General features: G+C 32.7%; 21 protein-coding genes. 10 read left to right on the top strand and 11 right to left on the bottom strand.

Going from position 1 to position 26620, the window contains the following annotated elements:
• Positions 1-356: 356 nt before the first annotated feature.
• Entirely contained in the window at positions 357-2333 is a 1977-nt protein-coding gene (locus tag FBFL15_RS10910) for an alpha-ketoacid dehydrogenase subunit alpha/beta (RefSeq protein ID WP_014084644.1), read from the bottom strand.
• 199 nt (positions 2334-2532) lie between these two features.
• Between FBFL15_RS10910 and FBFL15_RS10905 the strand changes: the two genes are divergently transcribed.
• A complete protein-coding gene (locus FBFL15_RS10905) occupies positions 2533-2823 on the top strand; it encodes a PD-(D/E)XK nuclease family transposase (protein WP_044032267.1) in 291 nt (96 codons plus the stop codon).
• A 752-nt stretch (positions 2824-3575) separates the two neighbouring features.
• Positions 3576-4739, top strand: coding sequence for an iron-containing alcohol dehydrogenase (locus tag FBFL15_RS10900; RefSeq protein ID WP_014084643.1), 1164 nt, complete (start codon positions 3576-3578; stop codon positions 4737-4739).
• A gap of 240 nt (positions 4740-4979) precedes the next feature.
• On the opposite strand, the gene FBFL15_RS10895 is transcribed toward FBFL15_RS10900, so the two are convergent.
• Positions 4980-7751: a bifunctional aconitate hydratase 2/2-methylisocitrate dehydratase gene (locus FBFL15_RS10895; protein ID WP_044032547.1), complete on the bottom strand. Its 2772-nt coding sequence runs from the start codon at positions 7749-7751 to the stop codon at positions 4980-4982.
• A 486-nt stretch (positions 7752-8237) separates the two neighbouring features.
• Here FBFL15_RS10895 and FBFL15_RS10890 point away from each other — a divergent pair, with 486 nt between their 5' ends.
• Positions 8238-10730 (top strand): XrtN system VIT domain-containing protein, encoded by a 2493-nt coding sequence (locus tag FBFL15_RS10890; RefSeq protein WP_014084641.1) that lies wholly within the window; start codon positions 8238-8240, stop codon positions 10728-10730.
• Positions 10730-11965, top strand: a complete 1236-nt coding sequence (xrtN, locus tag FBFL15_RS10885) for an exosortase N (RefSeq protein ID WP_083839257.1) — start codon at positions 10730-10732, stop codon at positions 11963-11965. Before FBFL15_RS10890 ends, xrtN begins: the two co-directional genes overlap by 1 nt.
• 72 nt (positions 11966-12037) lie before the next feature.
• Here the strand turns inward: xrtN and FBFL15_RS10880 are convergent, their stop codons facing one another.
• The 5 genes from FBFL15_RS10880 to FBFL15_RS10860 all read right to left on the bottom strand — a co-directional run bounded on the left by FBFL15_RS10880 (position 12038) and on the right by FBFL15_RS10860 (position 15717).
• Entirely contained in the window at positions 12038-12616 is a 579-nt protein-coding gene (locus FBFL15_RS10880) for a hypothetical protein (RefSeq protein WP_014084639.1), read from the bottom strand.
• Positions 12617-12650: 34 nt separating this feature from the next.
• Positions 12651-13214, bottom strand: coding sequence for a hypothetical protein (locus FBFL15_RS10875; protein ID WP_014084638.1), 564 nt, complete (start codon positions 13212-13214; stop codon positions 12651-12653).
• A gap of 5 nt (positions 13215-13219) precedes the next feature.
• Positions 13220-13792 carry a hypothetical protein gene (locus tag FBFL15_RS10870; protein ID WP_014084637.1) on the bottom strand — a complete coding sequence of 191 codons (573 nt, stop codon included), beginning with the start codon at positions 13790-13792 and terminating at the stop codon, positions 13220-13222.
• Between the two features lie 21 nt (positions 13793-13813).
• The gene (locus FBFL15_RS10865; protein WP_014084636.1) at positions 13814-14836 is read right to left on the bottom strand and encodes a hypothetical protein; all 1023 of its coding nucleotides are present in this window, start codon (positions 14834-14836) and stop codon (positions 13814-13816) included.
• A 317-nt stretch (positions 14837-15153) separates the two neighbouring features.
• Positions 15154-15717, bottom strand: coding sequence for a hypothetical protein (locus FBFL15_RS10860; protein ID WP_014084635.1), 564 nt, complete (start codon positions 15715-15717; stop codon positions 15154-15156).
• Between the two features lie 569 nt (positions 15718-16286).
• Here FBFL15_RS10860 and lipA point away from each other — a divergent pair.
• The 3 genes from lipA to FBFL15_RS10845 are packed head-to-tail and all read left to right on the top strand — an operon-like array spanning position 16287 to position 19697.
• On the top strand, positions 16287-17153 hold the full coding sequence (lipA, locus tag FBFL15_RS10855; RefSeq protein ID WP_014084634.1) for a lipoyl synthase: 867 nt from the start codon (positions 16287-16289) through the stop codon (positions 17151-17153).
• Between the two features lie 22 nt (positions 17154-17175).
• On the top strand, positions 17176-18183 hold the full coding sequence (gene gap, locus FBFL15_RS10850) for a type I glyceraldehyde-3-phosphate dehydrogenase (protein WP_014084633.1): 1008 nt from the start codon (positions 17176-17178) through the stop codon (positions 18181-18183).
• 38 nt (positions 18184-18221) lie between these two features.
• A complete protein-coding gene (locus FBFL15_RS10845; RefSeq protein ID WP_014084632.1) occupies positions 18222-19697 on the top strand; it encodes an ATP-binding protein in 1476 nt (491 codons plus the stop codon).
• On the opposite strand, the gene lpxK is transcribed toward FBFL15_RS10845, so the two are convergent.
• Complete coding sequence (gene lpxK, locus FBFL15_RS10840) at positions 19639-20709, bottom strand: tetraacyldisaccharide 4'-kinase (RefSeq protein WP_014084631.1); 1071 nt, start codon at positions 20707-20709, stop codon at positions 19639-19641. The genes FBFL15_RS10845 and lpxK overlap by 59 nt on opposite strands.
• A gap of 318 nt (positions 20710-21027) precedes the next feature.
• On the opposite strand from lpxK, the gene FBFL15_RS10835 reads away from it, so the two are divergent.
• Genes FBFL15_RS10835 through FBFL15_RS10825 form a run of 3 tightly spaced genes read left to right on the top strand, consistent with a single transcriptional unit; the run spans position 21028 to position 23824 of the window.
• Positions 21028-22143 carry a Nif3-like dinuclear metal center hexameric protein gene (locus FBFL15_RS10835; protein WP_014084630.1) on the top strand — a complete coding sequence of 372 codons (1116 nt, stop codon included), beginning with the start codon at positions 21028-21030 and terminating at the stop codon, positions 22141-22143.
• A gap of 5 nt (positions 22144-22148) precedes the next feature.
• On the top strand, positions 22149-22928 hold the full coding sequence (locus tag FBFL15_RS10830) for a zinc ribbon domain-containing protein (RefSeq protein ID WP_014084629.1): 780 nt from the start codon (positions 22149-22151) through the stop codon (positions 22926-22928).
• Between the two features lie 47 nt (positions 22929-22975).
• Entirely contained in the window at positions 22976-23824 is an 849-nt protein-coding gene (locus FBFL15_RS10825) for an alpha/beta hydrolase (RefSeq protein ID WP_044032264.1), read from the top strand.
• On the opposite strand, the gene FBFL15_RS10820 is transcribed toward FBFL15_RS10825, so the two are convergent.
• Genes FBFL15_RS10820 through FBFL15_RS10810 form a run of 3 tightly spaced genes read right to left on the bottom strand, consistent with a single transcriptional unit; the run spans position 23821 to position 26591 of the window.
• The gene (locus FBFL15_RS10820; RefSeq protein WP_014084627.1) at positions 23821-24264 is read right to left on the bottom strand and encodes a sterol desaturase family protein; all 444 of its coding nucleotides are present in this window, start codon (positions 24262-24264) and stop codon (positions 23821-23823) included. The genes FBFL15_RS10825 and FBFL15_RS10820 overlap by 4 nt on opposite strands.
• 13 nt (positions 24265-24277) lie before the next feature.
• The gene (locus FBFL15_RS10815) at positions 24278-25117 is read right to left on the bottom strand and encodes a phytoene/squalene synthase family protein (RefSeq protein WP_014084626.1); all 840 of its coding nucleotides are present in this window, start codon (positions 25115-25117) and stop codon (positions 24278-24280) included.
• Positions 25118-25133: 16 nt separating this feature from the next.
• Positions 25134-26591 (bottom strand): phytoene desaturase family protein, encoded by a 1458-nt coding sequence (locus tag FBFL15_RS10810; RefSeq protein WP_014084625.1) that lies wholly within the window; start codon positions 26589-26591, stop codon positions 25134-25136.
• Positions 26592-26620: the final 29 nt, after the last annotated feature.

The raw sequence follows: 26620 nt of genomic DNA, 5'->3' as shown, positions 1-26620 counted from the left end.
GTGTTTTGCGTGGAAGATAGAAGTGGAGAAGCCCCCCAGCCCCCAAAAGGGGTTTTGTATTGCACGAATATAGTTTCTAAATGGGTATAATCAAAAAAAATTATTTCACAATATGATATTTCTTTTGGTGTTCAATGAACGTTGTTTGCGACGGATAACCCGACCCTTGTGGGAATGCCCAAAAAAATGTTAATCTAATAGGCTGTTTTATACCAAATATGCATATAAAATAGCTCAATCTATTGGTTTTTTTTGTTAAATGATTCCAAAAAATAGTTGACGTACTAGTTCAATTGCTTTTGAATGATTAAGGATAGTAACCCAAAAAAACCGCATCTTTGGATGCGGTTTTTTTATTAATATTTCAATAAATCGACTACGGCTTTTTCAAATCGATTTTTGGGTAAATACTGATCTTCTAAAGCTTTTGTAAATGGTATTGGCGTTTCCAAACTTCCAATTCTTTGAACAGGAGCGTCCAAATATTGGAAACAATTTTCCATAATTGCAGCAGCAATATCGCTGGCAATACCGCCAAAAAGTGTATCTTCGTGTAGTATGATGGCTTTTCCTGTTTTGCAAACAGAGGCAAAAACAGTGTCGTAATCCAGTGGTTGTAAGGTTCTTAGATCTATTAAATCGGCTTGTATTTGAGGGTTTGCATCTAAAAAAGCCAAGGCCCAATGAACGGCTGCACCGTAACTAATAATAGAAATTTGGTTGCCCGTACGGATAGTAGCGGCTTTGCCCAAAGGGAGGGTATAATAATTTGTTGGTACCTCTTGCTGAATGCTTCGATAGAGTTGTTTATGTTCAAAAAACATTACAGGATTTGGGTCTGCAATTGCGGTATTCAACAATCCTTTTGCATCAAATGGAAATGCAGGATACACGACTTTAAGTCCTGGAGTTTTAGTAAACCAAGCTTCATTGGTTTGAGAATGAAAAGGGCCTGCTTGAGTACCGCCACCACAAGGCATTCTGATGACTACATCGGCATTTTCGCCCCATCGGTAGTGCGATTTTGCCAACAAATTGACCACAGGATTGAAGCCCGTTGAAACAAAATCTGCAAATTGCATTTCCACAACGGCTTTGTGTTTGTTGATACTCAAACCCATGGCAGCAGACACCACAGCGCTTTCGCAAATGGGCGTATTTCGTACCCTTTCTTTGCCAAATAAAGCAACAAAACCATCTGTAATTTTAAAAGCCCCACCATATTCTGCAATGTCTTGTCCCATCAAAATTAGATTTGGATAAACTGTCATCGATGCTTTCAAACTATCAGAAATGGCATCTATAAATCGCATTTTTTCTGTTGCTTCATTAGGGGCAACTTCTTGAAAATCAAAGGGTTTATATACATCATGTAACTCTGTTTCGACCGATGCTTTTATTTCTGGTTCCTGATTTGCAATTTGCAAATGCTCATCAATTTCTGTTTTAAATTCGAGTCTGATTTTTTCATCAAATTCAGACGTTAAAATATTATTTTCTAATAAAAATTTTCTATAATTTTCAACAGGATCTTTCATGGCCCAAAAATCTAATTCCTCTTGAGGCACATATTTGGTACCACTGGCTTCTTCATGCCCACGCATTCTAAACGTTTTAAATTCCAGCAATACTGGTTTAGGATTTTTTTGCATGTCCGCTTTCAACTCTGTAAGTTTGTGGTAAATTTCCAAAATATTATTACCATCAATAATATGACTTTCTATGCCATAACCTACGCCTTTATCGGCAAGATCCATACATTTGTATTGCTCATTTGTAGGAGTGGACAGTCCATAACCATTGTTTTCTATTATAAACATTACCGGCAAATTCCACACCGCAGCTATGTTTAAAGCCTCATGAAAATCACCTTCCGATGTGGCACCTTCGCCAGTAAAAACGGCAGTTATTTTTTTATTTTCCATCAACAGATTGGCTAATGCAATGCCATCTGCTACCCCAAGCTGTGGGCCAAGATGAGAAATCATTCCTACAATATTATACTGTTGTGTACCAAAATGAAAACTGCGATCTCTACCTTTTGTAAAACCATTGGCTTTGCCTTGCCATTGAGAAAACAATCTGTACAAAGGAATATTTCGGGTAGTAAAAACCCCTAAATTTCGATGCATAGGCAAAATGTATTCATCACTATCTAAAACAGCAGTTACCCCAACAGCAATAGCCTCTTGACCTATTCCAGAAAACCATTTCGATACTTTGCCTTGTCTGATCAAAATCAGCATTTTCTCTTCAATTAACCGTGGTTTTAATATTTTTTTATACAAATCTAAAAGTACATCGTGGCTTAGGTTTTTGATGTTAAAATTCATTTTTTATTATTTAAAATTCATTTTCAAATATATAAAAAAATAACATATCAAATAGTATTTGTTATAAAAATATTTTTGAACACATTTTTGAAACAACTTTTCATTTTTCTTTCTGTAAATTATATTTTATATAAATTAATATGAATGTATTTTTTGTATCTTTGTATTAAAGATATTTCTTTATAATAAACACATCAAAATGAAATATTTAGACTCCAAAGTGGATTTGACATTCAAAAAAATATTTGGCAAACACAAGCATTTAACCATTAGTTTTTGGAAGGTTTTGTTGCCAATAAATGCACCTATAGAGTCCATAGTGTATATTTCAAGAGAGCAAGTGCTTGAAATTGTTGGATTTACAAATTCTATTATCGAGGTGCGTTGCAAAAATCAAAGGCAATTTAGAGTAACAACGCCATTTTTTTGGACTAATAGTTTCAAGCAGCGATTACTTTTTAATGCCTCAACAGCTAGGTCAAACAGTTGAACAAAGGTCAGAAATATGCCATTTTGCAACCCGTTTATTTGTTAAACATCATCAATCATGTGGTTGAACCCAGTACATCGGTATTTCGATATTATTACAAAACAATAATTTAATCGTAACACTATATGAATTGAAATTTTTTTTTATACCAAAAATATTTATAAAATAGTCCAAAGATGCGTAGTTATTTTTTAGAAAAAATTTTCAAAAAAAATCGTTGCATAGCTGGGCTACGGAACTATTTTTTTTGAATGATTTTAGCAAAAAAGAACCAATAGATTGGACTATTTTATATGTATATTTGGTATTATAATATTGCCCAAGTTTTATGCAGCAAATGATTTGAAATCAAAAAAAGTTCATGTAGTGTACCATTGATAAAATAAAGCTGTTGATAATCAAAGATTTAGGTTGGGATTTTGGCAAGTTGGGTAAATGAAGCCCTAGCAATATTAACCGAAACCTCGTTTAGACTAAAAGCTTTTGCAAGCATGTGAAGTATTGGGATAGAGGATAAAATATGTAAAAACTTATTATATAGAGCAAAGTAGGAGGTACTCCAAAAGGTTTTGAAAAAGGAAAAACATTTGGAATTGAGCAAGGAAATATGAAAGAAAATTATTTTAAAGGCACTTGAACGAGGCGGGTTTTGGGTAGATGCAATAGCCGAAGAATTTAAAGTGAGCGTTGATGGAGTTTTGGTATAGACTACAGTTTGATTTTAATATTATAAATTTAATAAATATTATATTATGAATAATTTTGAATTATTTAATCCAACCCATTTGGTGTTTGGAAAAGGGCAGATGTCCAAATTGAAGGATTTAATACCACCTAATCAAAAGGTATTGATGGTGTATGGCGGCGGCAGTATTTTTAAAAATGGGGTCTATGACCAAGTAAAAAATGCTCTAAAAGATGTTGAGGTAGTGGAATTTGGTGGGGTGGAACCTAATCCAAAATTTGAAACCTTGATGAAGGCAGTTGAGGTGATAAAAAACGAAAAAATTCAATTTATTTTGGCTGTTGGTGGGGGTAGTGTAATAGATGGTGTCAAATTTTTGTCGGCAGCCTCTTGTTATGAAGGACCTGCCGAGGATATTTTGAAAAAGCGTATCATTTTTAAACAAGGTTCAAATGTGATGCCTTTTGGTACGGTACTAACGCTTCCGGCAACGGGCAGCGAAATGAACTCTGGTGCAGTAATTACCATTGAAGCTACACATGAAAAATTGGATTTTGGAGGGGCTGCCATGTTTCCTAAGTTCTCCATTTGCGACCCAACAGTTATAGCTTCTTTGCCAGAACGTCAATTGCAAAATGGGGTTATTGATGCTTTTGTTCATGTATTGGAACAATATATCACATACAAGCACGATGCTTTTTTACAAGACCGTTTTGCCGAAAGTATTTTGCAAACACTCATTGAAATTGGTCCAAAAATTGTACAAAATCCTTCTGATTATACTTTGGCTTCAAATTATATGTGGTGCTGTACCATGGCTTTGAATGGTTTGTTGCAAAAAGGAGTACCATCTGACTGGGCAACACACATGATTGGACATGAGTTAACCGCATTATTTGACATAGACCATGCAAGAACTTTGGCTATTATTGGGCCTAATTTGTATTTGGAAATGTTTGAAACCAAGAAAGAAAAATTAGCTCAATATGGCACTCGAGTGTTTGGATTAGAAGGAACTACGGAGCAAGTAGCCTTGGAAGCCATAGAAAAAACGAAAGCCTTTTATCAATTGATGGGTATGAAAATCAAGCTTTCTGAAAACACAACAGATTACGAGAAAACAGCAGATTTTATCGTAAAACGTTTTGAGCAGAGAGGCTGGGTAGCTATGGGCGAACGTCAAAACATCACTTTGGAAAAAGTCAAAAATATTGTAGAAAGAGCTTATTAATACCAAATATACATATAAAATAGTCCAATCTACTTGTTCTTTTTTGCTAAAATCATTCAAAAAAAATAGTTCCGTAGCCCAGCTATGCAACGATTTTTTTTGAAAATTTTTTCTAAAAAATAACTACGCATCTTTGGACTATTTTATAAATATATTTGGTATAATTTTCCACTATAATCTATTAAAAAAAAAGCTTGAGTTTAACTCAAGCTTTTTTTATTGTAATATTTATCAATTGTATTAATCAACCAATAATTTATGCGATGGAGCAAACTTGGTTAAGTTGATGCCTTCCACTGCTTTTTTGTATTCTTCAATGGTTGGAGTTCTTCCCAAAACAGTTGATAATACCACTACTGGAGTTGAAGATAATAATGATTCCCCTTTTTTCTCAGCAGAGTCTTCTACAACACGTCCTTGGAACAAACGGGTTGATGTTGCCATTACCGTGTCACCTTTAGCTGCTTTTTCTTGGTTACCCATACAAAGGTTACAACCTGGACGCTCTAAATACAACATATTTTCATACTCTGTACGTGCTGCTCCTTTTGGGGCATTGTCATCAAATTCAAAACCTGAATATTTTTGCAATACTTCCCAGTCACCTTCTGCTTTCAATTCATCCACAATATTGTAAGTTGGTGGAGCAACTACTAGAGGGGCTTTAAAAGCCACTTTACCTTCTTGTTTCTCAATGTTTTTAAGCATTTGAGCCAATATTTTCATATCACCTTTGTGAACCATACAAGAACCAATGAAACCTAAATCTACAGTTTTAGTTCCGCCATAGAAAGAAAGTGGTCTAATGGTATCGTGTGTATATCTTTTAGAAACGTCTTTATTATTGACGTCTGGATCTGCAATCATAGGCTCATTGATGATGTCTAAGTCTATTTCTACTTCAGCATAATATTTAGCATTGGCATCTGGTCTCAATGCTGGTTTATCACCCGTTCTGATTTCTTCAATTCTTTTATTTGCTTTATTGATAAGACCTTGAAGAACTTTTTGGTTGTTTTCCATGCCTTTGTCAATCATAATTTGAATTCTTCTTTTTGAAATCTCTAAAGATTCAATTAAAGTATCGTCTTCAGATATACAGATAGATGCTTTAGCTTTCATCTCGGCAGACCAGTCTGTGAATGTAAAGGCTTGATCGGCAGTTAAAGTTCCGATATGTACTTCGATAATTCTACCTTGGAACACATTTTCACCACCATATTGATGCAACATTTGCGCTTGGGTTGCATGAACCACATCACGGAAATCCATGTATTCTTTCATGGTTCCTTTGAAAGTAACTTTTACTGATTCAGGAATTGGCATTGAAGCTTCTCCTGTTGCTAAAGCCAAAGCCACCGTACCAGAATCCGCACCAAAAGCAACTCCTTTAGACATTCTAGTATGAGAATCACCACCAATAATGATAGCCCAATCGTCAATAGTAATATCGTTCAAAACTTTATGAATAACGTCTGTCATGGAATGATAAACCCCTTTAGGGTCACGAGCGGTAATCAAACCAAAGTCATTCATAAATTGCATCAATTTAGGAATATTGGCTTGTGCTTTTTTGTCCCAAACAGAAGCAGTATGACAACCTGATTGGTAAGCTCCATCTACAATTGGCGAAATTACTTTGGCTGCCATCGATTCTAATTCTTGTGCAGTCATCAACCCAGTGGTATCTTGCGAACCAACGATATTAACCTCTACACGAACATCTGAACCTGCATGTAATACTTTGCCCGGAGTATTTCCAACGGCATTTCTGTTAAAAATTTTCTCAACAGCAGTAAGCCCTTGTCCTTCTTTTGAAACTTCTTTTGACGGAGCAAAAACTGCTGGAATATCAATTCCCAATACTTTGCAAGCAAAAGTTTGAATTTTTTTACCAAAAACAATAGCATAAGAACCACCTGCTTTGATAAATTCCATTTTTTGTGGCGTGAAAGATCTTGAAATATCAACCAATTCTTGATCGCCATTATATAATTTTTTGGTTTTGGTATTAATGGTCAAAACGGTACCTGTTGCAACAGAATAGGCTTGTTCTAAAACAACATCCCCATTATCATCACGAACGGCTTCTCCATTAGCATCTGTTTTCTTAACCCAGTTTTTCAAATCAATTCCGATACCACCCGTAACATCAACAGTAGTAAGGAAAATGGGTGAAATTCCGTTAGTTCCTCCAACAATAGGAGCAATATTTACAAATGGAATATAAGGACTTGCTTGTTTACCTGCCCATAATGCCACGTTATTAACTCCAGACATTCTTGAAGAACCAACACCCATTGTTCCTTTTTCAGCAATCAACATGACTGATTTATCAGGATGTTGTGCTTGAAGTGCTTTAATTTCCTCTTGTGCTTGTGGCGTAATCATACATTTTCCGTGCAATTCACGGTCAGAACGAGAGTGTGCTTGATTTCCTGGAGACAATAAATCGGTAGAAATATCCCCTTCGCCAGCAATAAAAGTAACTACTTTAATTTCTTCTGGCACTTCAGGCAATTGTGTAAAAAACTCCGCTTTGGCATAACTTTCTAAAATAGCTGCAGCCGTAGCATTTCCGTTGGCGTATGCTTCTTTCAATCTATCGGTGTCGGCATCATACAAATACACTTGTGTTTTTAGCACATCCGAAGCTTGTTTTGCTATGGCCACATCATTTCCTAATGCCAAATCAAGTAATACTTCAATTGATGTTCCACCTTTCATGTGAGACAATAATTCTAGGGCAAAAGCTGGAGTAATTTCATTTACAGATTCATTTCCAAGAACAATATCTTTCAAAAAATAAGCTTTTTTACCCGCTGCACTAGTGGTACCAGGCAATGTATTGTAAATAAAGAAGTTCAAACAATCTTTTCTATTAGGATTATTCACATCTTTTATTTGTTCGATAATTTCGCTCAACAAGTCAGCGCTATCAATTGGTTTTGGATGTAGACCTTGACCTTTTCTTTCTACTATTTCGTTAATGTATTCGTTATAAAGTTTCATTTCATTATCAAAAGCCATAATTAATGTTTTTAAATGTTATGGGGCAAATTTACGAAAACGTTATACTATTAAAAAATTTTTAATAGAATATCTTTATTATTGATAATAATTTATCAAAACAACTGTTTTTTAACTTTTTTGTTGATAGTTTGTTAAAATTTATTCGATTTTTTGTTAATATTAAAATTTTAATAATGCTATTTGAACTCCAATTCAAATGCTATTGTATTTTTTATAAAAAAAACGCTTTTTTATTTGGCTGATAATTAATTTTAAATAACTTTGCATTTCAAAGTACTTTAAAAAATCAATAACTATGAAAACAATTTTAACCAAAAATGAAACCAAACAAAAAATTCATTTTAAAATAAAAAGGCTCATGACATAAATACCAACATCTTACAAAAATGCCTCATCGGCAAGACCTTAACAAGAATTAAAAAAAGTAAAATCATTTTATAAAAAAACCATTAATTATAATTATTTATGAATAAAATTTTTTCAAGTTTATTTTCTTTTGATCATAAAGATATAAAAATAGCCTTATCTGTTTCAGCCTTTACGCTGCTTTTACTGTTCTTTACCCTAATTGGACTCTCGTTTGACAATGACAAAGTAATCTCTCTTTGTTTCATCAATCTGGTCGTTATTTTTGGATTTGGGGTGTTTTACACCTACAAAGTGCTGAAAACCAACACTTACAACGACCTTATCCCATTTTTATTTCTAAATTGGTTTGTTGGTTGTTTTTCGGCAAATATGTTTATCAATGTGTTTGAAAATTTACCTATTTGGGTCTATTTGTGTACATTCTTATTTTGTTTTACAAATTTTATTGTTTACGTAAAAATAAACAATAATTTTGTGAGTAAATTAGCTTTTTTACTTAATGGCATTACGTTTGCTTTGATAGCTTATTATGTCATCTATTTAATTCCAATTTTGCCATTTTCATTTATAGGTATGTTAGGGCTTGGCATGGGTTTTTATGGCTTAGTACCACTTATAGTGATGGGCTATCACATTGTTTTTTTATGTAAAAATTACAACCAAATCAAACAAGAATCTCTTTATTTTGTTTCGGGTCTATTGTCTATCATGATAGGGATTGCCTTTTTTGCTTATCAGTTAAATAACGAAAGCCTCAAAATGAACGGATTTCAAGTAACCAAAACATTTGAAACAGACGACCATTTGCCTAATTATATCAAGCTTTCTCAAAATTTGAAGCCTAATTTTTTCAACGAAATTTTGCTCAAAAAAGACGTTGTGTATATAGGTTATGAAAAATTTTTCGACCTAGACGAATTTAGAGATTTTGATTCAAAACAATACAACGAACGAAAAACACACAACCCTATTGTCAATTTAGGATATTTATTATCAACTCCGATTGAAATGCCCATTTCGGATAGAATTGCTATTTTGAAAGCAAATTTTGATAAAAGATTGGAAACAGAAGAGCACCTTTGGGATGGCAAAGACTTGATTACCCAAAACATAAAAGAAGACATTAAAATTTTTCCTGCAGAAAGATTGGCTTACACCGAATTGACTTTGGATGTAGCCACTACAAACCATTCGTGGTCTGATAAAGAAGGCATTTATTCATTTCAATTGCCCGAGGGAGCAGTAGCCACATCGCTATCGTTGTGGGTAAATGGAGTTGAGCGTAAAGGAGTGCTAACTACAAAAGAAAAAGCTCAAAAGGCTTATAATCAAATTGTTGGAGTAGAGTATAGAGACCCCTCGTTGATGCAATGGAGAGAAGGAAATCGTATTGTTGTGCGGGTTTTTCCTATAAACAAAGATTTGCCTCGAACTTTCAAATGCGGTTTTACAACCCCACTTACTTTTGAAAATCAAAAAGTACGCTACCAAAACATCAAAATTCAGGGGCCAAGCTTGTCTCATGCAGCGACCATTTCTCGTCTTCAAATTACAGACAACAGCTCATTTGAAGCCACCAAAAATTTTGAACTTCAAAACGGTTTCCTAACCCACGAAGGAACAGGGCTTCAGGATTGGCAATTGGAAATCCCAGTTGCACAAAATTTTGAATCGCACACTTTCAATTGGAAAAACAAATCCTATCAAACAGCCCCTATCAAATCAGTTCATTACCCTTTTGTACCATCTGAAATCATTTTGGATTTGAACCAACAATGGACACTGTATGAAATAGAACAATTTGTAAATCAAGAAGATAAAAAGTTTTTTGTGTTTTTAAACCAAGAAAAAACAGCGATAACCAAACAAAACTACAAAAATATTTTTGCCCGATTTGAAACCCTAAATTACAGCCTTTTGCCTTTGTACGATTGTTCAAACAACAGCTTGATTGTTACTAAATCGAATACATTTTCGGCCAATTTTGAAGAGTTGGCAGACTCCAAATACCTTTCAAAAATCAAAAACAGAACCAAGCAAAAAGGGCTGAAAGTGGTAGCATTTTCTTCCAACTTGAACCCATTTTGGCAAACCATCAAAGAACAAAAATATGCCGATGTTTTACAAACCAATTTGCAACATGCCGTCAAGCTTGTAGCTCAAAAGGCTTTTATAAATTATCCTTTGCAGCCCAACGCCATTGCGGTTTTGCCAGCTCAAATGTCCATTTCAGAAACAGCCACAAATTCTAAAATTCCCACAACAGGCTCAGACCATTTGTACAGACTTTTTGCCTTTAATCAAATTTTGAACGAACAAGTTGCCATTCAGGCAGATACAACCCTTCAAAATCGTTATGTTTATTTGGCAAAAGAAACCAATATTGTATCGCCCATTTCTTCGCTTATTGTACTTGAAACCGACGAAGATTATAAAAATAATGGTATCGAAAAAAATGTGAACACCCTCGGAAACGCCTCTATAAACAACCATGGAGCCGTTCCTGAACCTCACGAATGGGCTCTTTTGGGTATCATGTTTATCGTTTTTGGAATCTATTATAATAAAAACAAACAAACCACTTACTAATGATGTTGTCATATACCAAACACTTCAAAAATGCAACTTTAATACTACTTTTTACATTAGTATGTATTAATTATTATACTATAAAAAAATGTTTTAACACCGATTTTTATGGAATCCTGTTGTCTATGACGCTTTTTGTTTGGGGCAGTCAAAAAACAAGTTTCAAAATAGCTTATCTACTGCTGCCTTGCTTGGCTATTTTAGAATTTATTGCTTTCAAACTCCATACAAAAGCCCTTCATTTGCTGGCACTTATGCTCTTGTTGTGTTTGGTATATTACTATATTACAAGCCAATTTTCGTTTGTGGCCCTAATCAATTTATTGTTGTTTTCGACCATATTTAATGCTTTTTTTGAAAATTTTACCGTCGAAATCAAACAATTTTTATGCAAAATAGTGTACGAATCTCTAAAACATTTTCTAAACATCCAGCGTATCGAGGGAGTCAATTTTTTTATCAATCAAACAAAAGTCAGTGTCGATACGGCTTGTATGGGATTGTCTATGTTCAAAATGGGTTTTTTGGCAGCCTCTTTTTTGTTAATTATTCAAGAAAAAAAACTACAAAAACAGTTCGATTGTTCAAGCATTATAACATTTTGTTTGTTGGCTTTTATACTCAATATTATATCCAACTATTTCAGAATCATAGTGTTACTTTTATTAAACTGCACTACCAATAATCCACTCCATCATGCCCTTGGCTTGCTGTGTTTTGTAATTTATCAATTACTGCCCATGCTGTATTTGATTCGGTTTTTTGTTCCAAAAAAACAACATCCTGTCCTCCAACCCATGCGTTTTCCTATCACGACAATAGTAATCGTACTTGTAGTTTTTTTCATCACTAGCCTTGCCGTACAAATAGAAACAAAAGCTAATATTCTTACAAATTTAGATACCCAATACCCAATCTCAAAAGGCATTTGGATCAACAACGAGGTATTTAAAATAGCCACACCCAACAAGCTCATCTACATCAAAACACCCATACACAAACCGTTAATTTGCTGGACTGGAGATGGTTATAAAATTATAAAATCTGAAGAAAAACAAGTAGGACAACAAAAAATTTGGTGCAACATTATGGAAAAAAACAACAAACGCTACCAATCTTTGTGGTGGTACGAATGTGGAAACCAAAAAACAGATTCTTTTTTAAAAGTAATGACTTATAAATTATTCACAAACCAACCCGTTCGATTGATTAACGAAGTAACGGTTTTGCCTTAATAGTTTGATTATCAATATTGTAAAATATAAAAAAACCGTTACTCTTGTAGAATAACGGTTTTTTTTATTTACTTATTTTTTATTCCTAAAAGTATATCCAATTCTTAAATGAACATCAACTGCCGTTTCCGATTTGATGGCACTATTTTGGGTAGCGTTCAAAAAAACATAACGTAATCCTACACCAAATCCAGCCTCATAGTTAAAATTACTCTTACCAATGTTGCGACGAATACCCCATTTGGGAATCAAATTCACCTGATTGTAAATCCCAGTTTGGCTACCGTTTGTAATAACAAACCAATCAGGATGGTACTGCACAGACAACGTCAAAAAATTGGCAGCATTATGCAAAGTATTTTTAGAATCATGACCTCTTTTGTCAATATTATAATACCATCTTGGCTCCAGTTTTAGCACAGGCACCATAATATAACCCGTGCCGTTCGAATAAGCATTGCCAAATAAACCCGCATCTAATCCAAACTCACTTCGCAAAGCAAACTCCGACCCCAGCTTGGCTTCATGGCTGATCCACGCTCCAAAAATTCCTGTTTCAACATTAATTACCCCTTTTTCAACTGCCGTGTTTTGGGCATTCTGTTTTTGAAATGCCAATATTGCCAGCATACAACCAATCATTTTTTTCATCAACACTTTTTTTATTTATTAAACAATTAAAATTCTAAAAAATAACTCCTATCGAAACTCCATATCCTAAAGTCTCATAAAACCCTCTGTTTTGTAGCCCATTCAAAAAAATACTTCTCGTTTTCTTAAATACTTCAATATAATAAGCCGTATTGCCATCATACTGAAATATACCTCCAATGCCACCTTTTGTAGTGCCGCCATCTCCGTTGAATGTATCATTCCATTTGATGTTGTGTCCTGTTTGCAAATACACAAAGCCACTGTTTTCGGTACGTTTGCTCGAAAAAAGCCGCAAATCAACAATAAAAGGAGTTGCCAAAAAAGTTTTATTAATGTTCCAATCTACCCCAATGCCTGCCATAACAGACACATAACCAAACAGCTTGGCACCATGCAAAGTACTAATCCCTACATCAAAACCATTTGTAATCGATCGGCTTTCATTAAAACCATAATTAGAAAAATAGCCTTCGGTGTTTTTTGTTATCGAAATAGCTGACATATTTAGATATTCCACAGTAAATTTTTTTGTTTTTTGTTGTGCCTGACTGATACACGACATAAGAAAGAACCAAACAAAAGCAACTTTTTTCATTTGATTTAATTTATTCCATTATTGAATTTGCTTCCATGCCAAACATCACCACGTCTTGCTGCTCCAATTATTTTTACTCTAAAATTCTTTGGCCTTACTAAAACATTTCCAGCTCCGCCTGACATTCTCCATCCGCTATCTCCAGAAGTTGATGCGTTAAAACTAAATTCTGCACCCCAATCAAAAGTTTTTTCTGAATACCCTACATTGTATTCTTTTAATGCTACTGATTTTTGAAATATCATTTTACCATTTTGCGGAAATTTCGCAACAAATGTTCTATTTTGTGGTACTTGTGTGTTATTTCCGAACGCTTTCTGTAATTGAGAACTTAATGTAGAATATAAAGTACTATAAAATTGTTGATTCAAATTTGAAGCCTCTAAATTTGTATCGATACCATTTTGAATTTGATTATCTAACCAATCTATTCCTGTTCCGAAAAATTCAAATGATAAATTATCCTGAAAAATTGCAGGTAAACTATTTAAGTTATAATAGGTAATGGTTGGTAATCCCCATTGATTGTTAAAAGTTATGGTATTTGGTCCTGCAAAATAAGCCTTTTGATTATTCATATAATAGATTTGCTCTCTTGTTTAATTATTTATTGCATTATTACCAAGAAGAGCGTCTAAATCATATTCAAATTGTGCTGCCTCAACTACTAACCGAATTTCATCCGTTGCTTCTAATCTCCAGAAACCAGTCCATCCTCTATATTGATGAACACATTTAACCCCCATGTGGTAAACAATTAAATAATTATAATTAAAAGCCTTTGTTTTAACCCTTCTTCTACTTTCATATTTATCAATACAAACATCATTCTCTCCAAACCATGTTGTAAATAACCCGTGTTGTATTTGACAACTTCCAAGGTTATTTAGGAAGGCATTATAACTTGGATCTGTTGAGGCTGGAGAGCCTGGAGTTGGTGTATATGGTGCTCCAGATCCTCCTCCATCTGTATCTGGATCCATTGGAGCAACTTTAAAATATTTTATATCTGGATTAATAGTGTTTATTCCATCAGAAGGAAATTCATTAAATAAATTTGTCTTAATATTTAAGGGTGTCTCTTCTATTATATTTTGAGAAACATTTTTTTCATCTAAATAAGATAATAAATTATTATACTTGTCTTCATTTGATATAAACAAACCTACATCTGTATATTTATATATCTTATCAGCAACTAATATTTCTGCATTGTTATTTAAAAAAGCAGAAAAAGTATCGTCTCCAATTATATCCTCAAGATCATCTAAATAATCAAACACATCCTCTTGACTTCTGTGATTTGATTTCCTCATTGTACTATCGTTTTTTGTATAATGATAATAAAGAAAATTCTCATTACTTTCAGTTACAATAGGTCTTAAAGAGTAAAATCCCTTTTTGTAAAGAGGTTGAAGGTATGAAGCTAATTTTTCATCTGTTGCATCTGCATATTCCTTATAGACACGCTGTAAAGACTCTATACTTTGGAAGGATAACCTTCCGTCTTTTATAGAAACATTATCAATATTAGTATTTTGTATTTTTATATTTTCCTCTTTTTCACAAGAAAAAAGAATTAATAAAAATGAAATAAATGTTATAATTTTAAAGTTTTTCATAGTAAATTGATTTTAAATTAAAATATTATTGTGTTTTTATTGGCAAGATTTTTGATTACAAGTAATTTAACCAAATTAAATAAATTACTTGTATAATTCGGAAATACTTTTTGTTTAGTTTTCATAATTTGTTATTAATTTAGAGTAAAATTATTATTTAATTTTAATTAAAAAAAGTTTTTTATAATTTATTTTTATTTTTATATCAAAAAACTTATTTATTCTTATTTCACATACATTTTATCCCTATATTATACATATCATCTATTGTTTTCAATGTCAGATGCAACTTTTTTAAAAATTAAACAATTAAAATTCTAAAAAATAACTCCTATCGAAACTCCATATCCTAAAGTCTTATAAAAACCTCTGTTTTGTAGTTCATCTAAATGTATATGCCTTGATTTTTTATACAACTCAATATAATAAGCCGTATTGCCATCATACTGAAATATACCTCCAATACCCATTTTAGCTGTTACACCATCTCCGTTAAATGTATCATTCCATTTGATGTTGTGTCCTGTTTGCAAATACACAAAGCCACTGTTTTCGGTACGTTTGCTCGAAAAAAGCCGCAAATCAACAATAAAAGGAGTTGCCAAAAAAGTTTTATTAATGTTCCAATCTACCCCAATGCCCGCCATAACAGACACATAACCAAACAGCTTGGCACCATGCAAAGTACTAATCCCTACATCAAAACCATTTGTAATCGATCGGCTTTCATTAAAACCATAATTAGAAAAATAGCCTTCGGTGTTTTTTGTTATCGAAATAGCTGACATATTTAGATATTCCACAGTAAATTTTTTTGTTTTTTGTTGTGCCTGACAAAAGCAAGCAGTTAAAATAACCATTATGAAATATATTTTTTTCATTTTTCAACTTTAATTAAAAATTTACAATATTATTAATTATTCCACTTAATCATTTGGGTGTGTCCTTCGGTAAACTACGATTCGAGCTATCTGTTTCAAAGATCGTTCCTAGAACCCCAAAAGAAATATAATACTGTGAAATAATCTTTTTTGATTACCCCATTCAAATGCCAGATTCACTCCACTTTTGGAGGCTTGGGGGCTTCTAAAGGATTTCCACTACTATCCCTCATGTAAACCTTACCTCGGAACAAACCAACTATCACTTAATCCACTTCCATTTACAACAAGCTTAGTTTTAAAATTCTTATTTATAAAACAAAAATATCAAAAAAAAATAAAATAACCAAAATCAAACAATAAATTAAGATTTATTTAAGAAATCCAACATAGACGATTTCTTTTTCTGATTCAAGAACTTGCTTTATATTATTTTTTTGAAAGTAAATTATTTAAATTTTAACAATAATAAAGTATTTCAATATTTGCCAAAAAAATAAAAAAATGTAAATAAGATTTTGAAAATATAGTTTGAAACTTACGTATATTTGCCCAATAAAACTAATTTTATGGACTCACTTTTAGAAAACACCACTGCCGGAAAACCCAAATGGCTGAAAGTAAAACTACCAATTGGTAAAAAATATACCGAACTACGTGGCCTAGTCGATCAATATAAACTCAACACCATTTGTACCTCTGGGAGTTGTCCTAATATGGGCGAATGTTGGGGCGAAGGTACAGCAACATTTATGATTTTGGGCAATATTTGTACCCGCTCTTGTGGTTTTTGTGGCGTAAAAACGGGTCGTCCAGAAACGGTAGATTGGGACGAACCAGAAAAAGTAGCCCGATCTATCAAAATCATGAATATCAAACATGCCGTGCTTACCAGCGTGGACAGAGACGATTTGAAAGATGGCGGGTCTATCATTTGGAACGAAACCATCAAAGCCGTAAGACGCATGAACCCAAACACCACGCTAGAAACATTGATACCTGATTTTCAAGGAAATGAAAAACATTTAGACCGCTTATTGGCCGCTAAACCTGAAGTCATTTCCCATAATATCGAAACGGTAAGACGATTAACCCGAGAAGTTCGAATACAAGCCAAATATGATAGAAGCATGGCTGTATTACAATATCTAAAAGATAATGGAGCTTCCAGAACCAAATCGGGTATTATGCTTGGCTTAGGTGAAACAGAAGAAGAAGTCATACAAACTCTACACGATTTGAAAGCAGTAAAGGTGGATGTTGTTACTATTGGTCAGTATTTGCAACCAAGCAAAAAACATTTGCCAGTCAAGGAATTTATTACCCCCGAACAGTTTCAAAAATACGAAAAAATAGGTTTAGAACTTGGTTTTCGACACGTCGAAAGTGGAGCTTTAGTCCGATCGTCTTATCGAGCCGCTAAACATGTATTGTAAATAATAATTTATTAAATTATTAATGAAAGAAAAGAAAATTAGAGTAGCTATTAATGGATTTGGTCGAATAGGTCGTAATCTGTTTAGGCTACTGTGGCAACATGAAGCCATAGAAGTGGTGGCTATCAACGATGTTGCCGATAACAAAACGATGGCTCATTTGCTAAAATACGACAGTATTCATGGGGTGTTAAAATTACCTGTTTCGTTTGATGAGAAACACCTTTTGGTGGACAACCATAAAATTGTTTTTTGTCACGAAAAAATGATTTCAAACCTCAATTGGAAGGCTCTAGATATTGATTTTGTTGTTGAAGCAACAGGCAAATACAAATGGTACGACGAATTGTATGAGCACATCCTATCTGGTGCCAAAAAAGTCATTTTGTCTGCTCCTTCTGAAGTAGAAAATATCAAAACAGTTGTTTTAGGAGTAAATGAATACATTTTGGACGGGACAGAATTGATAGTTTCTAATGCCAGTTGTACAACCAATAATGCCGCACCAATGATACACATTATCAATGACTTATGTGGAATAGAGCAGGCTTATATTACTACAATTCACTCGTTTACAACAGACCAAAGTTTACACGACCAACCCCATAAGGATTTGCGACGGGCTAGGGGGGCTAGTCAATCCATAGTACCCACTACAACGGGAGCAGCAAAGGCTCTTACCAAAATTTTTCCCGATTTAGATGGTAAAATAGGAGGGTGTGGTATTCGTGTTCCTGTTCCAGATGGATCGCTTACCGATATTACCTGTAATGTTAAAAAAAATGTAAGCATAGAAGAAATTAATAAAGCTTTTTTTGAAGCTTCGAATACTTATTTGAAAGGTATTTTAGACTATACAAACGACCCTATAGTTTCTGTAGATGTTTTGGGCAACACCCATTCATGCTTATTTGATGCTCAATTAACTTCTGTAATCGACAAAATGGTAAAAGTGGTGGGCTGGTATGACAACGAAATCGGATATTCATCAAGATTAATCAATTTAATCTTATTAATTGCCCAAAAGTAATTTTTTTTTATTATTTTTGTTCTATAAATGTATTTTTAATGAATAAAATTATTTACATATTTTTAATAATTTGTTTTAACTCTTACGCAAAAAAAACTTTTTCTTGCGAAGGTATTAGTACGTATTTTATAGAAAACAATGCAATTCCAGTAAAAATCGGTTTTCACAAGCTCATCCAACAAGACAGTATTCAAATGATGCCCCAAAATAATTTTTTTGATAAAAATCAAAGGGTAAGGATTACAAAATCAGAAAAATTAATCAATATATTGTCTGTATTTTTGATTACCATACTGTCTTTTTTGAGTTGGACTTTATACAAAAACAACCGAACAAGAATACAAACAAACTTGTTATTGGAAGAAAAGAATAAAGAATTATTGCTTTCGAAAGAAAAAGCTGAAAAAGCAAGTAAAGCCCGTTCCGAATTTTTATCAACAGTAAGTCATGAACTTCGAACTCCTTTAAATGCCATAAACGGTATTACACATTTGCTGCTTGAAGAAAACCCAAAAGAATCTCAATTGGAATATTTGAATTCTTTAAAAATTTCAGGAAATTATTTAATGACTTTTATAAATGAAATCTTAGAAACTAGTAGAATAGAATCGTTAAATATTACAACAGAAAAAATTAATTTTAATTTGCTAGAACTTGTCAATAATATTTATAATTCTTTACACAAAATAGCAGTTCAAAATCACAATGTTTTTAGTTTAGATATTGATAATAGAATACCTATGAATCTTATAGGTGATTCTACTAAATTATCTCAAATATTTATAAATTTAATCAATAATTCTATCAAATTTACACAAAATGGCGAGATTGTATTAACTGCCAAATTGCATCGACTAGATAATGGGATAGCAAGCATTAGTTTTCAGGTAAAAGATACTGGAATTGGCATTGCAGAAGAACAGTTGGATGCTGTTTTTGAAAGTTTTTCTCAAGGCTCTGTAGAAATTAATAGAAAGTATGGAGGAACAGGATTGGGTTTAACTATTGTAAAAAATTTAATACAAATATTGGGGGGTACTATTCGTTTAGAAAGTCAAATAGGACATGGGGCTTGTTTTACTTTCAATTTGGATTTTATGGTTAATCAGAGCCAAATAGAAGCTCCAAAACAAGTTTTTGACCACTCCAATTTGAATTGTAAACGGGTTCTTTTGGTTGAAGACAATAAGATCAATCAGATGATCACCAAAAAAATGATTGAAAGCAAAAAAGTGTTGTGCACCATTGTAGATAATGGTGAAGATGCTATTACCGAAGTACAAAATAATCATTATGATATGGTTTTGATGGACATCCATTTGCCAGGTATTAACGGGACTATTGCTACAAAGAAAATAAGAGAATTCAATCAGGAAATTCCCGTAATTGCACTAACAGCTATTTCTTTAAACGAAAATAAAGAAATGTTATTGTCTTATGGGCTTAACGACGTGGTTACAAAACCCTTTGCTCCTGATGATTTATACAATACGATGCTCCAATATTTGAGCTAAATGTTTGTACAAAATGGATAATGCATTGGTCAAATTGAGTTGCATTTTGTAGAAATTCAGATTGAATGGGCAAATAAAACAATTGGTTTTGAGGCAATTTATCCATCAATCTAACGTAGTCTTTTTCTGTTGTGATGATTTTCATGCCGTTGGCTTTTTCGAGTATTAAATCAATATCTTTTTTGCTAAATGCATGATGGTCTGGATAAGTCAATAAAATGTCGTTTTCATTTTTCAAGTAATCAAAAAAGAACTTTGGTTTGGCAATACCCGCTAGTAATAATTTTTTTTCAGCTTTAATGTTCGATATTGGAATGTTTTGTTTGTCTGAACAAATAGCTTCATGGTATTGTATTTTACTAAAAAATAGTTGTTGTTGGGGCTTTAATTTTAGGGCATTTTTTATAGTATTCATTTCATAATCAGATAGTTGGCTAGGGCATTTAGTAACTATAATAATATGAGCTCTTTCTGCTCCAGATTTTGATTCTCTTAAATGTCCTGTTGGCAACATCCAATCTTTGTAATATAATTCGTCGTAAGTTGTTAGCAATATATACAATCCAGCCTTTATTTTTCGGTGCTGATAGGCATCGTCCAATAAAATAATTTCAGGCTTTTCTGGTAGGTGTAACAACTGTTCAATACCATTTTTTCTATGAGCATCTACAGCAACATTTATGTTTTTGAATTTATGAAAAAATTGAAATGGTTCGTCTCCAATGTCTTGATAATCAATTCCTTGACGGGCAATTACAAACCCTTTTGTTCGTCGTTTATAGCCACGACTCAAAGTTGCAAGCTTAAAATGTGGTGCCAACAAACGGATTAAGTATTCTATTTGAGGCGATTTGCCCGTTCCTCCAACACTCAAATTGCCTACTGCAATTATAGGAATATCAAACGAATAAGATTTTAATATATTTTTGTAAAATAAAAAATTTCTTAGCCGTGTAATCATATCATATAGAATTGCAATTGGGAATAATAAAAATCTAATAAGCAGTATCATAATTATATTTATATTTAAAAGTAAATAATTTGAATCAATAACGTTATATTTGTAGGTTAAATAATATTTTTTAATCCAAATTTTAACTAAGTTTAATCATTTACATTAAATTTTGATGCAATGGTCATTGTAGTTAAAATGTAATGTATTTCATATATTTGATTTAATTTTAACCCAACGACATGTCGTATTACTATCAAAATGGTTCTAAGATAGTTTTTTTAATCTAATTCAAATAAAAAATATTTCAAACCACGAAATTAGCTTTTTTTTACAATATATAACAGAATTTTTCGTTAATTTGTATTTTATTTAGATATGAAAATTTCAGAAATTATTTCGATTTTAGAGGATATGGCTCCTTTAAGCTATGCCGAAGATTTTGATAACGTAGGACTCATTGTAGGGCATGCTGATTTAGAAGCTACCGGAATTTTAGTTTGTCATGATGCTCTTGAAAGTGTTGTAAATGAGGCAATAAGCTGCAATTGTAACCTGATTGTTTGCTTTCATCCCATTCTGTTTTCGGGCATTAAAAAATGGACAGGCAAAAATTATGTGGAACGAGCCGTGATGAAAGCCATCAAAAACGATATTGCAATATATGCCGTGCATACAGCTTTAGACAACCACCAAGAAGGAGTTAATAAAATATTTTGTAACCAATTGGGGCTACAAAACACTTCTATTTTGATACCAAAAAAGCAATACATCCGAAAATTAATAACTTATACTACGCCAGAAAATGCAGCTTTAATCCGTCATTCATTATTTGAAGCAGGAGCTGGAAATATAGGTAATTATGATCAATGTAGTTTTAATAGTTCAGGGTTTTCTACCTATAGAGGCAATGAAAACAGCCGACCTGTAGTGGGACAAAAAGGCATAGTAACATCCACAGACGAAGTAAAAATTGAAGTTATTTTTGAAAAACATTTGGAGCAAAAAATCATCAAAACTTTATTACAAAATCACATATACGAAGAGGTGGCTTATGAAATTTACGAAACCCAAAATGTACATCAAAATATAGGTTTAGGCATGATTGGCAAGTTAGAAAAACCAATGGACGGACTTGCATTTTTGAAAAAGGTAAAGCAATTAATGGGAGCAGAAGGGATTAGATACTCTGGTAACACCGACAAAAAAGTGCAAAAAATTGCTGTTTTGGGCGGTTCGGGTAGTTTTGCAATTTCTAATGCCATAAGTGCTGGGGCAGATGTGTTTTTGACTGCCGATTTGAAATACCACCAATATTATGAAGCAGAAAACAAGTTGATTTTAGTAGATATTGGACATTTTGAGAGCGAAAGATTCACAAAAAATTATATATTTGATTATCTTACGAAAAAAATCATTAATTTTGCAGAATTATTGCCCAAAGGCGGTATCATGTTATCAAAAGAAAATACAAATCCAGTTAAGTACTTATAAAGATTATGGGAAATACAAAAGAATTAAGTGTCGAAGACAAATTAAGAGCCATTTATGATTTACAATTAATTGATACAAGAATTGATGAAATTCGAAATGTTAGAGGTGAATTGCCTTTGGAAGTAGAGGATCTGGAAGATGAAGTTGCTGGTTTGAGTTCGAGATTGGAAAAACTAAAAAGTGATTTAGAAGTGATTGACGAACAAGTCAAAGCCAAAAAAAATGCCATTTTGGGACATCAAGAGTCAATTAAAAAATATACCAAACAACAAGAAACAGTTAGAAATAACAGAGAGTTTAACTCGCTAACCAAAGAGGTTGAATATCAAGAACTTGAAATACAATTGGCTGAAAAGCACATCAAAGAAATGAAAGCTTCGATGGAACATAAAAAACAAGTAATTGCAGAATCAAAAGAAAGATTAGAACAAAAAAGCAACCACTTGACACACAAAAAAGCAGAGTTAAATGATATAATGGCCGAAACGCAAAAAGAAGAAAGCTTTTTGATGGAAAAATCAGCAGAATTTGAAGCTCAAATTGAAGACAGATTGTTGTCTGCCTATAAAAGGATTCGTTCTAGTGTAAGAAATGGTTTGGCAGTTGTATCTATTGAAAGAGGAGCATCTGCGGGTTCGTTTTTTACTATTCCGCCACAAACACAAGTTGAAATTGCAGCTAGAAAGAAAATATTAATTGACGAACATTCAGGAAGAATTTTGGTTGATAGCGTTTTAGCCGAAGAAGAAAAAGAAAAAATGGAACAATTATTTTCCAAAATTTAATCATTTGAACCCCGTTAATTTCGGGGTTTTTTTATCTGATTTTTAAAGTGAAATTGAAAACGATTAGTAGAAAAATATTCATCAAAGTGATTGGTCAATCCTTAAATTTGTTAAGTATTGTTCAACCCAAAAAAGCAGCTTTAATAGCCTATCAATTATTCAGTAGGCCCCGAAAAGGAAAATTCAATTCCAATAAATTACCCAAAACATTACAATCTTGTCTTATAGAACAATTTCTGTCGGACGGGGAAACTTTTCATGCCTATATTTGGAAAGGCAATGCGGACATCATCATGTTGGTTCATGGTTGGGAAAGTAATCCCGCTCGATGGAAAAAAATGTTGCCTTTTCTGAAAAAAACAGGCAAAACCATTGTAGCAATTGAAGCTCCTGCACATGGAATGTCGTCGGGAAATGAGTTTAATGTACCTAAATATACTCGATTTTTAGAGGTATGTACACAAAAATACAATCCAACTATTCTAATTGGGCACTCTATTGGAGGGGCAACTTGTATTCATTACCAGCATTTGAATCAAAATCCATCGATAAAAAAAATGGTTTTGTTGGGTGCACCATCTGATTTACAAACTTTAATTGATCATTATTGTACCATGATGGGGTATCAAAATGTGTTGAAAAAACATTTACAAAATCATTTTTTGACTAAAATAAAAACCAGTATTGATGATTTTTCTATGGCAAAATTTTCACAAAATATCAACACTTCAACTTTAATCATACATGATGAAGACGATGCAATTGTGCACGTAAATGAGGCTTATAAAATAGTAAAAGGGCATCCAAAAGCTACTTTTATAAAAACAAAAAATCTTGGTCATGGCTTGCACGACGAAGATTTGTATCAAAAAATGGAGGCTTTTATTTTAAACTAAGAATTAAAATATTTTTTAGGAACCAATAACATACCAAAGCATTCACCATCTTCTTTACCTATATGTTTGTGGTGCATTTTATGAGCCCTTCTCAAAGCTTTGGCATACTTGCCATTCGCATTTCTAAAAAGTTTGAATCGTTGGTGAATGAAAATATCATGCACCATAAAATAAGCCAATCCATAAGCAAAAATACCCAACCCAATGGCCAACCCGATTTTTAAAATTTGATGTTGCCATAGTAAGAAAAAAACAATACTAACTACAGCATAAAATATAAAAAAAGCATCATTACGTTCAAACCAAGAATCATGGTCTTTTTTATGATGATCGGCATGTAAAACCCATAAAAAACCGTGCATAATGTATTTGTGGCTGAACCAAGCCATAAATTCCATAATAAAAAAAGTGCAGATAAAAACTGATATATGTAAAAACATTTTATGTAAATTTTTAAATTAAATTGAATTTATAATTGAAATAGCATTTGGCAAACAAGCCATATTTTTCATAATCGGGAACTCGAATTCGGGTATTTTTAATTTCAGACGAAGGAGTATTTTTAAGTTTTGAAAGTAATTTTTTGTAATAAATATAAGCAGTATAAACACCAAATTTTGCTTCAATGGGCAAATGTACAATTCCGTCAAAACCAGCTTTAAAATCGGCTTCTATTTCGTCTATTATTTTTTTCTTCGACAAATCATCCAGTTGATTCAAATCTGTATTCGGAAAATAACTTCTGCTTAAATCTTCATAATCGGCTTTCAAATCCCTTAAAAAATTTACTTTTTGAAATGCAGAACCTAATTTCATAGCCGCCGATTGTAGTTCGTTAAATTGGGTATCGTTGCCTTTTACAAATACTTTTAAGCACATCAATCCTACTACATCTGCTGATCCGTAAATATAATTTTCGTATTCTTCTTTCGTATTATATGTTTTTTTATATAAATCTAATCGCATACTTTTCATAAATGAATCTATCATTTCTTTAGGAATATGATGTTTGTGAACCGTTGCTTGAAAAGCATTTAATATAGGATTCAAACTAATTTTGTCTGATAGCGCTTCTTCTAAATCGTTTTCAAATTTAGTAAATAATTTTTCTTGATCATAATCATGAAATGTATCAACAATTTCGTCTGCAAATCTTACAAAACCGTAAATGTTGTATATGTCTTGTCTAATACTTGGCGACAACAGTTTGACTGCTGTTGAAAAGGAAGTACTATATAATTTAGTAGTTATAATACTACATTTGTTTGAAACGTTTTCAAATATTGATTTCATTGGTTCTGTTTTTTAGTTAAATATGCTTGTTGATCAATGCAGCAGCTAGTTTACCTGATATCAATGCTGGTGGCACTCCTGGCCCTGGAACGGTTAATTGTCCTGCAAAATACAAATGTTTTATTTTTTTACTCTTTATTTTGGGCCTCAAAAAAGCAGTTTGTAATAAGGTATTTGCCATACCATAAGCGTTGCCTTTGTAAGAATTGTAATCGTTTATAAAATCATTTTTACAATACGATTTTTTATATACAATGCTGTCTTTAATACTTTGTTGTGTAATTTTTTCAAATCTCGACATGATAATATCAAAATATTTGTCGTGCAATTCAGGACTATCAATAATTCCAGGTGCTAATGGAATAAGAAAAAAACCCGTTTCCATTCCATCTGGAGCCGCAGTTTTATCTGTTTTTGATGGAAAGTTTGCATAAAACAAAGGCTCTTTTGGCCAATTGGGGTTGTCATAAATGTCTTGAGCATGAGCTTCAAAATCAACATCAAAAAACAAAGCGTGATGCGAAATGTTTATTTTTTTATTAAACCCAACATAAAACAGCAATGAACTTGGTGCAAAAACCCTACTATTCCAATAGTGTTCAGAATAAGCTCTTTCGGACTCCTCCAACAAAGTTTCGGTGTGGTGGTAGTCTGCACCACTCAAAACAACATCTGCATAGTGTTTTATTCCATTAACAATCAAGCCTTTAGCAGTTTTGTTTTCAACAATTATTTTGGAAACGTTGGCATTCGTTTTTATAGAAACTCCCAACTCTAATGCCAGTTTTTGTAAGGCCATCACTACATCAAACATCCCTGTTTTAGGGTGCCAAGTACCCAATCCAAAATCTGCATAATTCATAAAGTTATAAAACGATGGGGTGTCTGCTGGTTTTGCTCCCAAAAATAGCACTGGAAATTCTAAAATTTGAGCTAATTTTTTGTTTTTAAAATTTTTTCGCACATCATTTTTTATATTACCAAAAAACTGCCCCAGTTTGGGTATTGTTTTACTCGATATCAATTCTAAAGGAGAAACACCAGGTTGATACACCAAATCTTTTATTGCAATGTCATAATTTGATTTTGCTTTGTCTATAAATTCTTGTAATTTTGAAGCACTCCCTTTTTCGATGGTTTCAAATTTTTCTTTTATTTTTGATAATTCATCTTCAATAGTTATTGTATCATTTATACCAAAATAAACGTTATAAGCGGGTGATAATTTTATAAGTTCATAATAATCGGATGTTTTTTTACCAAAATCATTGAAAAATCGTTCAAAAACATCGGGCATCCAATACCAACTTGGCCCCATATCAAATGTGAATCCTTCAGCTTTTAGTTGCCTGGCACGACCGCCTATACTGTCGTTTTTTTCAAAAATGCTTACTTCATGTCCAGCTTTTGCTAAATAACAAGCTGCAGATAATGATGCAAATCCAGATCCAATAATATGTATTGTTTTTTTCATGGTTTAAAATTGTTTAACAAAAATACAAA

The organism is Flavobacterium branchiophilum FL-15 (assembly GCF_000253275.1).
Taxonomy (GTDB): domain Bacteria; phylum Bacteroidota; class Bacteroidia; order Flavobacteriales; family Flavobacteriaceae; genus Flavobacterium; species Flavobacterium branchiophilum.
Note: the sequence above shows the minus strand (reverse complement) of the source record. Positions and strands in the feature narration are given on the sequence as shown.

Coding starts and splice junctions, on each gene's coding strand:
- FBFL15_RS10910 (WP_014084644.1), bottom strand. CDS start 2,333: ATGAATTTTAACATCAAAAACCTAAGCCACGATGTACTTTTAGATTTG.
- FBFL15_RS10905 (WP_044032267.1), top strand. CDS start 2,533: ATGAAATATTTAGACTCCAAAGTGGATTTGACATTCAAAAAAATATTT.
- FBFL15_RS10900 (WP_014084643.1), top strand. CDS start 3,576: ATGAATAATTTTGAATTATTTAATCCAACCCATTTGGTGTTTGGAAAA.
- FBFL15_RS10895 (WP_044032547.1), bottom strand. CDS start 7,751: ATGAAACTTTATAACGAATACATTAACGAAATAGTAGAAAGAAAAGGT.
- FBFL15_RS10890 (WP_014084641.1), top strand. CDS start 8,238: ATGAATAAAATTTTTTCAAGTTTATTTTCTTTTGATCATAAAGATATA.
- xrtN (WP_083839257.1), top strand. CDS start 10,730: ATGATGTTGTCATATACCAAACACTTCAAAAATGCAACTTTAATACTA.
- FBFL15_RS10880 (WP_014084639.1), bottom strand. CDS start 12,616: ATGAAAAAAATGATTGGTTGTATGCTGGCAATATTGGCATTTCAAAAA.
- FBFL15_RS10875 (WP_014084638.1), bottom strand. CDS start 13,214: ATGAAAAAAGTTGCTTTTGTTTGGTTCTTTCTTATGTCGTGTATCAGT.
- FBFL15_RS10870 (WP_014084637.1), bottom strand. CDS start 13,792: ATGAATAATCAAAAGGCTTATTTTGCAGGACCAAATACCATAACTTTT.
- FBFL15_RS10865 (WP_014084636.1), bottom strand. CDS start 14,836: ATGAAAAACTTTAAAATTATAACATTTATTTCATTTTTATTAATTCTT.
- FBFL15_RS10860 (WP_014084635.1), bottom strand. CDS start 15,717: ATGAAAAAAATATATTTCATAATGGTTATTTTAACTGCTTGCTTTTGT.
- lipA (WP_014084634.1), top strand. CDS start 16,287: ATGGACTCACTTTTAGAAAACACCACTGCCGGAAAACCCAAATGGCTG.
- gap (WP_014084633.1), top strand. CDS start 17,176: ATGAAAGAAAAGAAAATTAGAGTAGCTATTAATGGATTTGGTCGAATA.
- FBFL15_RS10845 (WP_014084632.1), top strand. CDS start 18,222: ATGAATAAAATTATTTACATATTTTTAATAATTTGTTTTAACTCTTAC.
- lpxK (WP_014084631.1), bottom strand. CDS start 20,709: ATGATACTGCTTATTAGATTTTTATTATTCCCAATTGCAATTCTATAT.
- FBFL15_RS10835 (WP_014084630.1), top strand. CDS start 21,028: ATGAAAATTTCAGAAATTATTTCGATTTTAGAGGATATGGCTCCTTTA.
- FBFL15_RS10830 (WP_014084629.1), top strand. CDS start 22,149: ATGGGAAATACAAAAGAATTAAGTGTCGAAGACAAATTAAGAGCCATT.
- FBFL15_RS10820 (WP_014084627.1), bottom strand. CDS start 24,264: ATGTTTTTACATATATCAGTTTTTATCTGCACTTTTTTTATTATGGAA.
- FBFL15_RS10815 (WP_014084626.1), bottom strand. CDS start 25,117: ATGAAATCAATATTTGAAAACGTTTCAAACAAATGTAGTATTATAACT.
- FBFL15_RS10810 (WP_014084625.1), bottom strand. CDS start 26,591: ATGAAAAAAACAATACATATTATTGGATCTGGATTTGCATCATTATCT.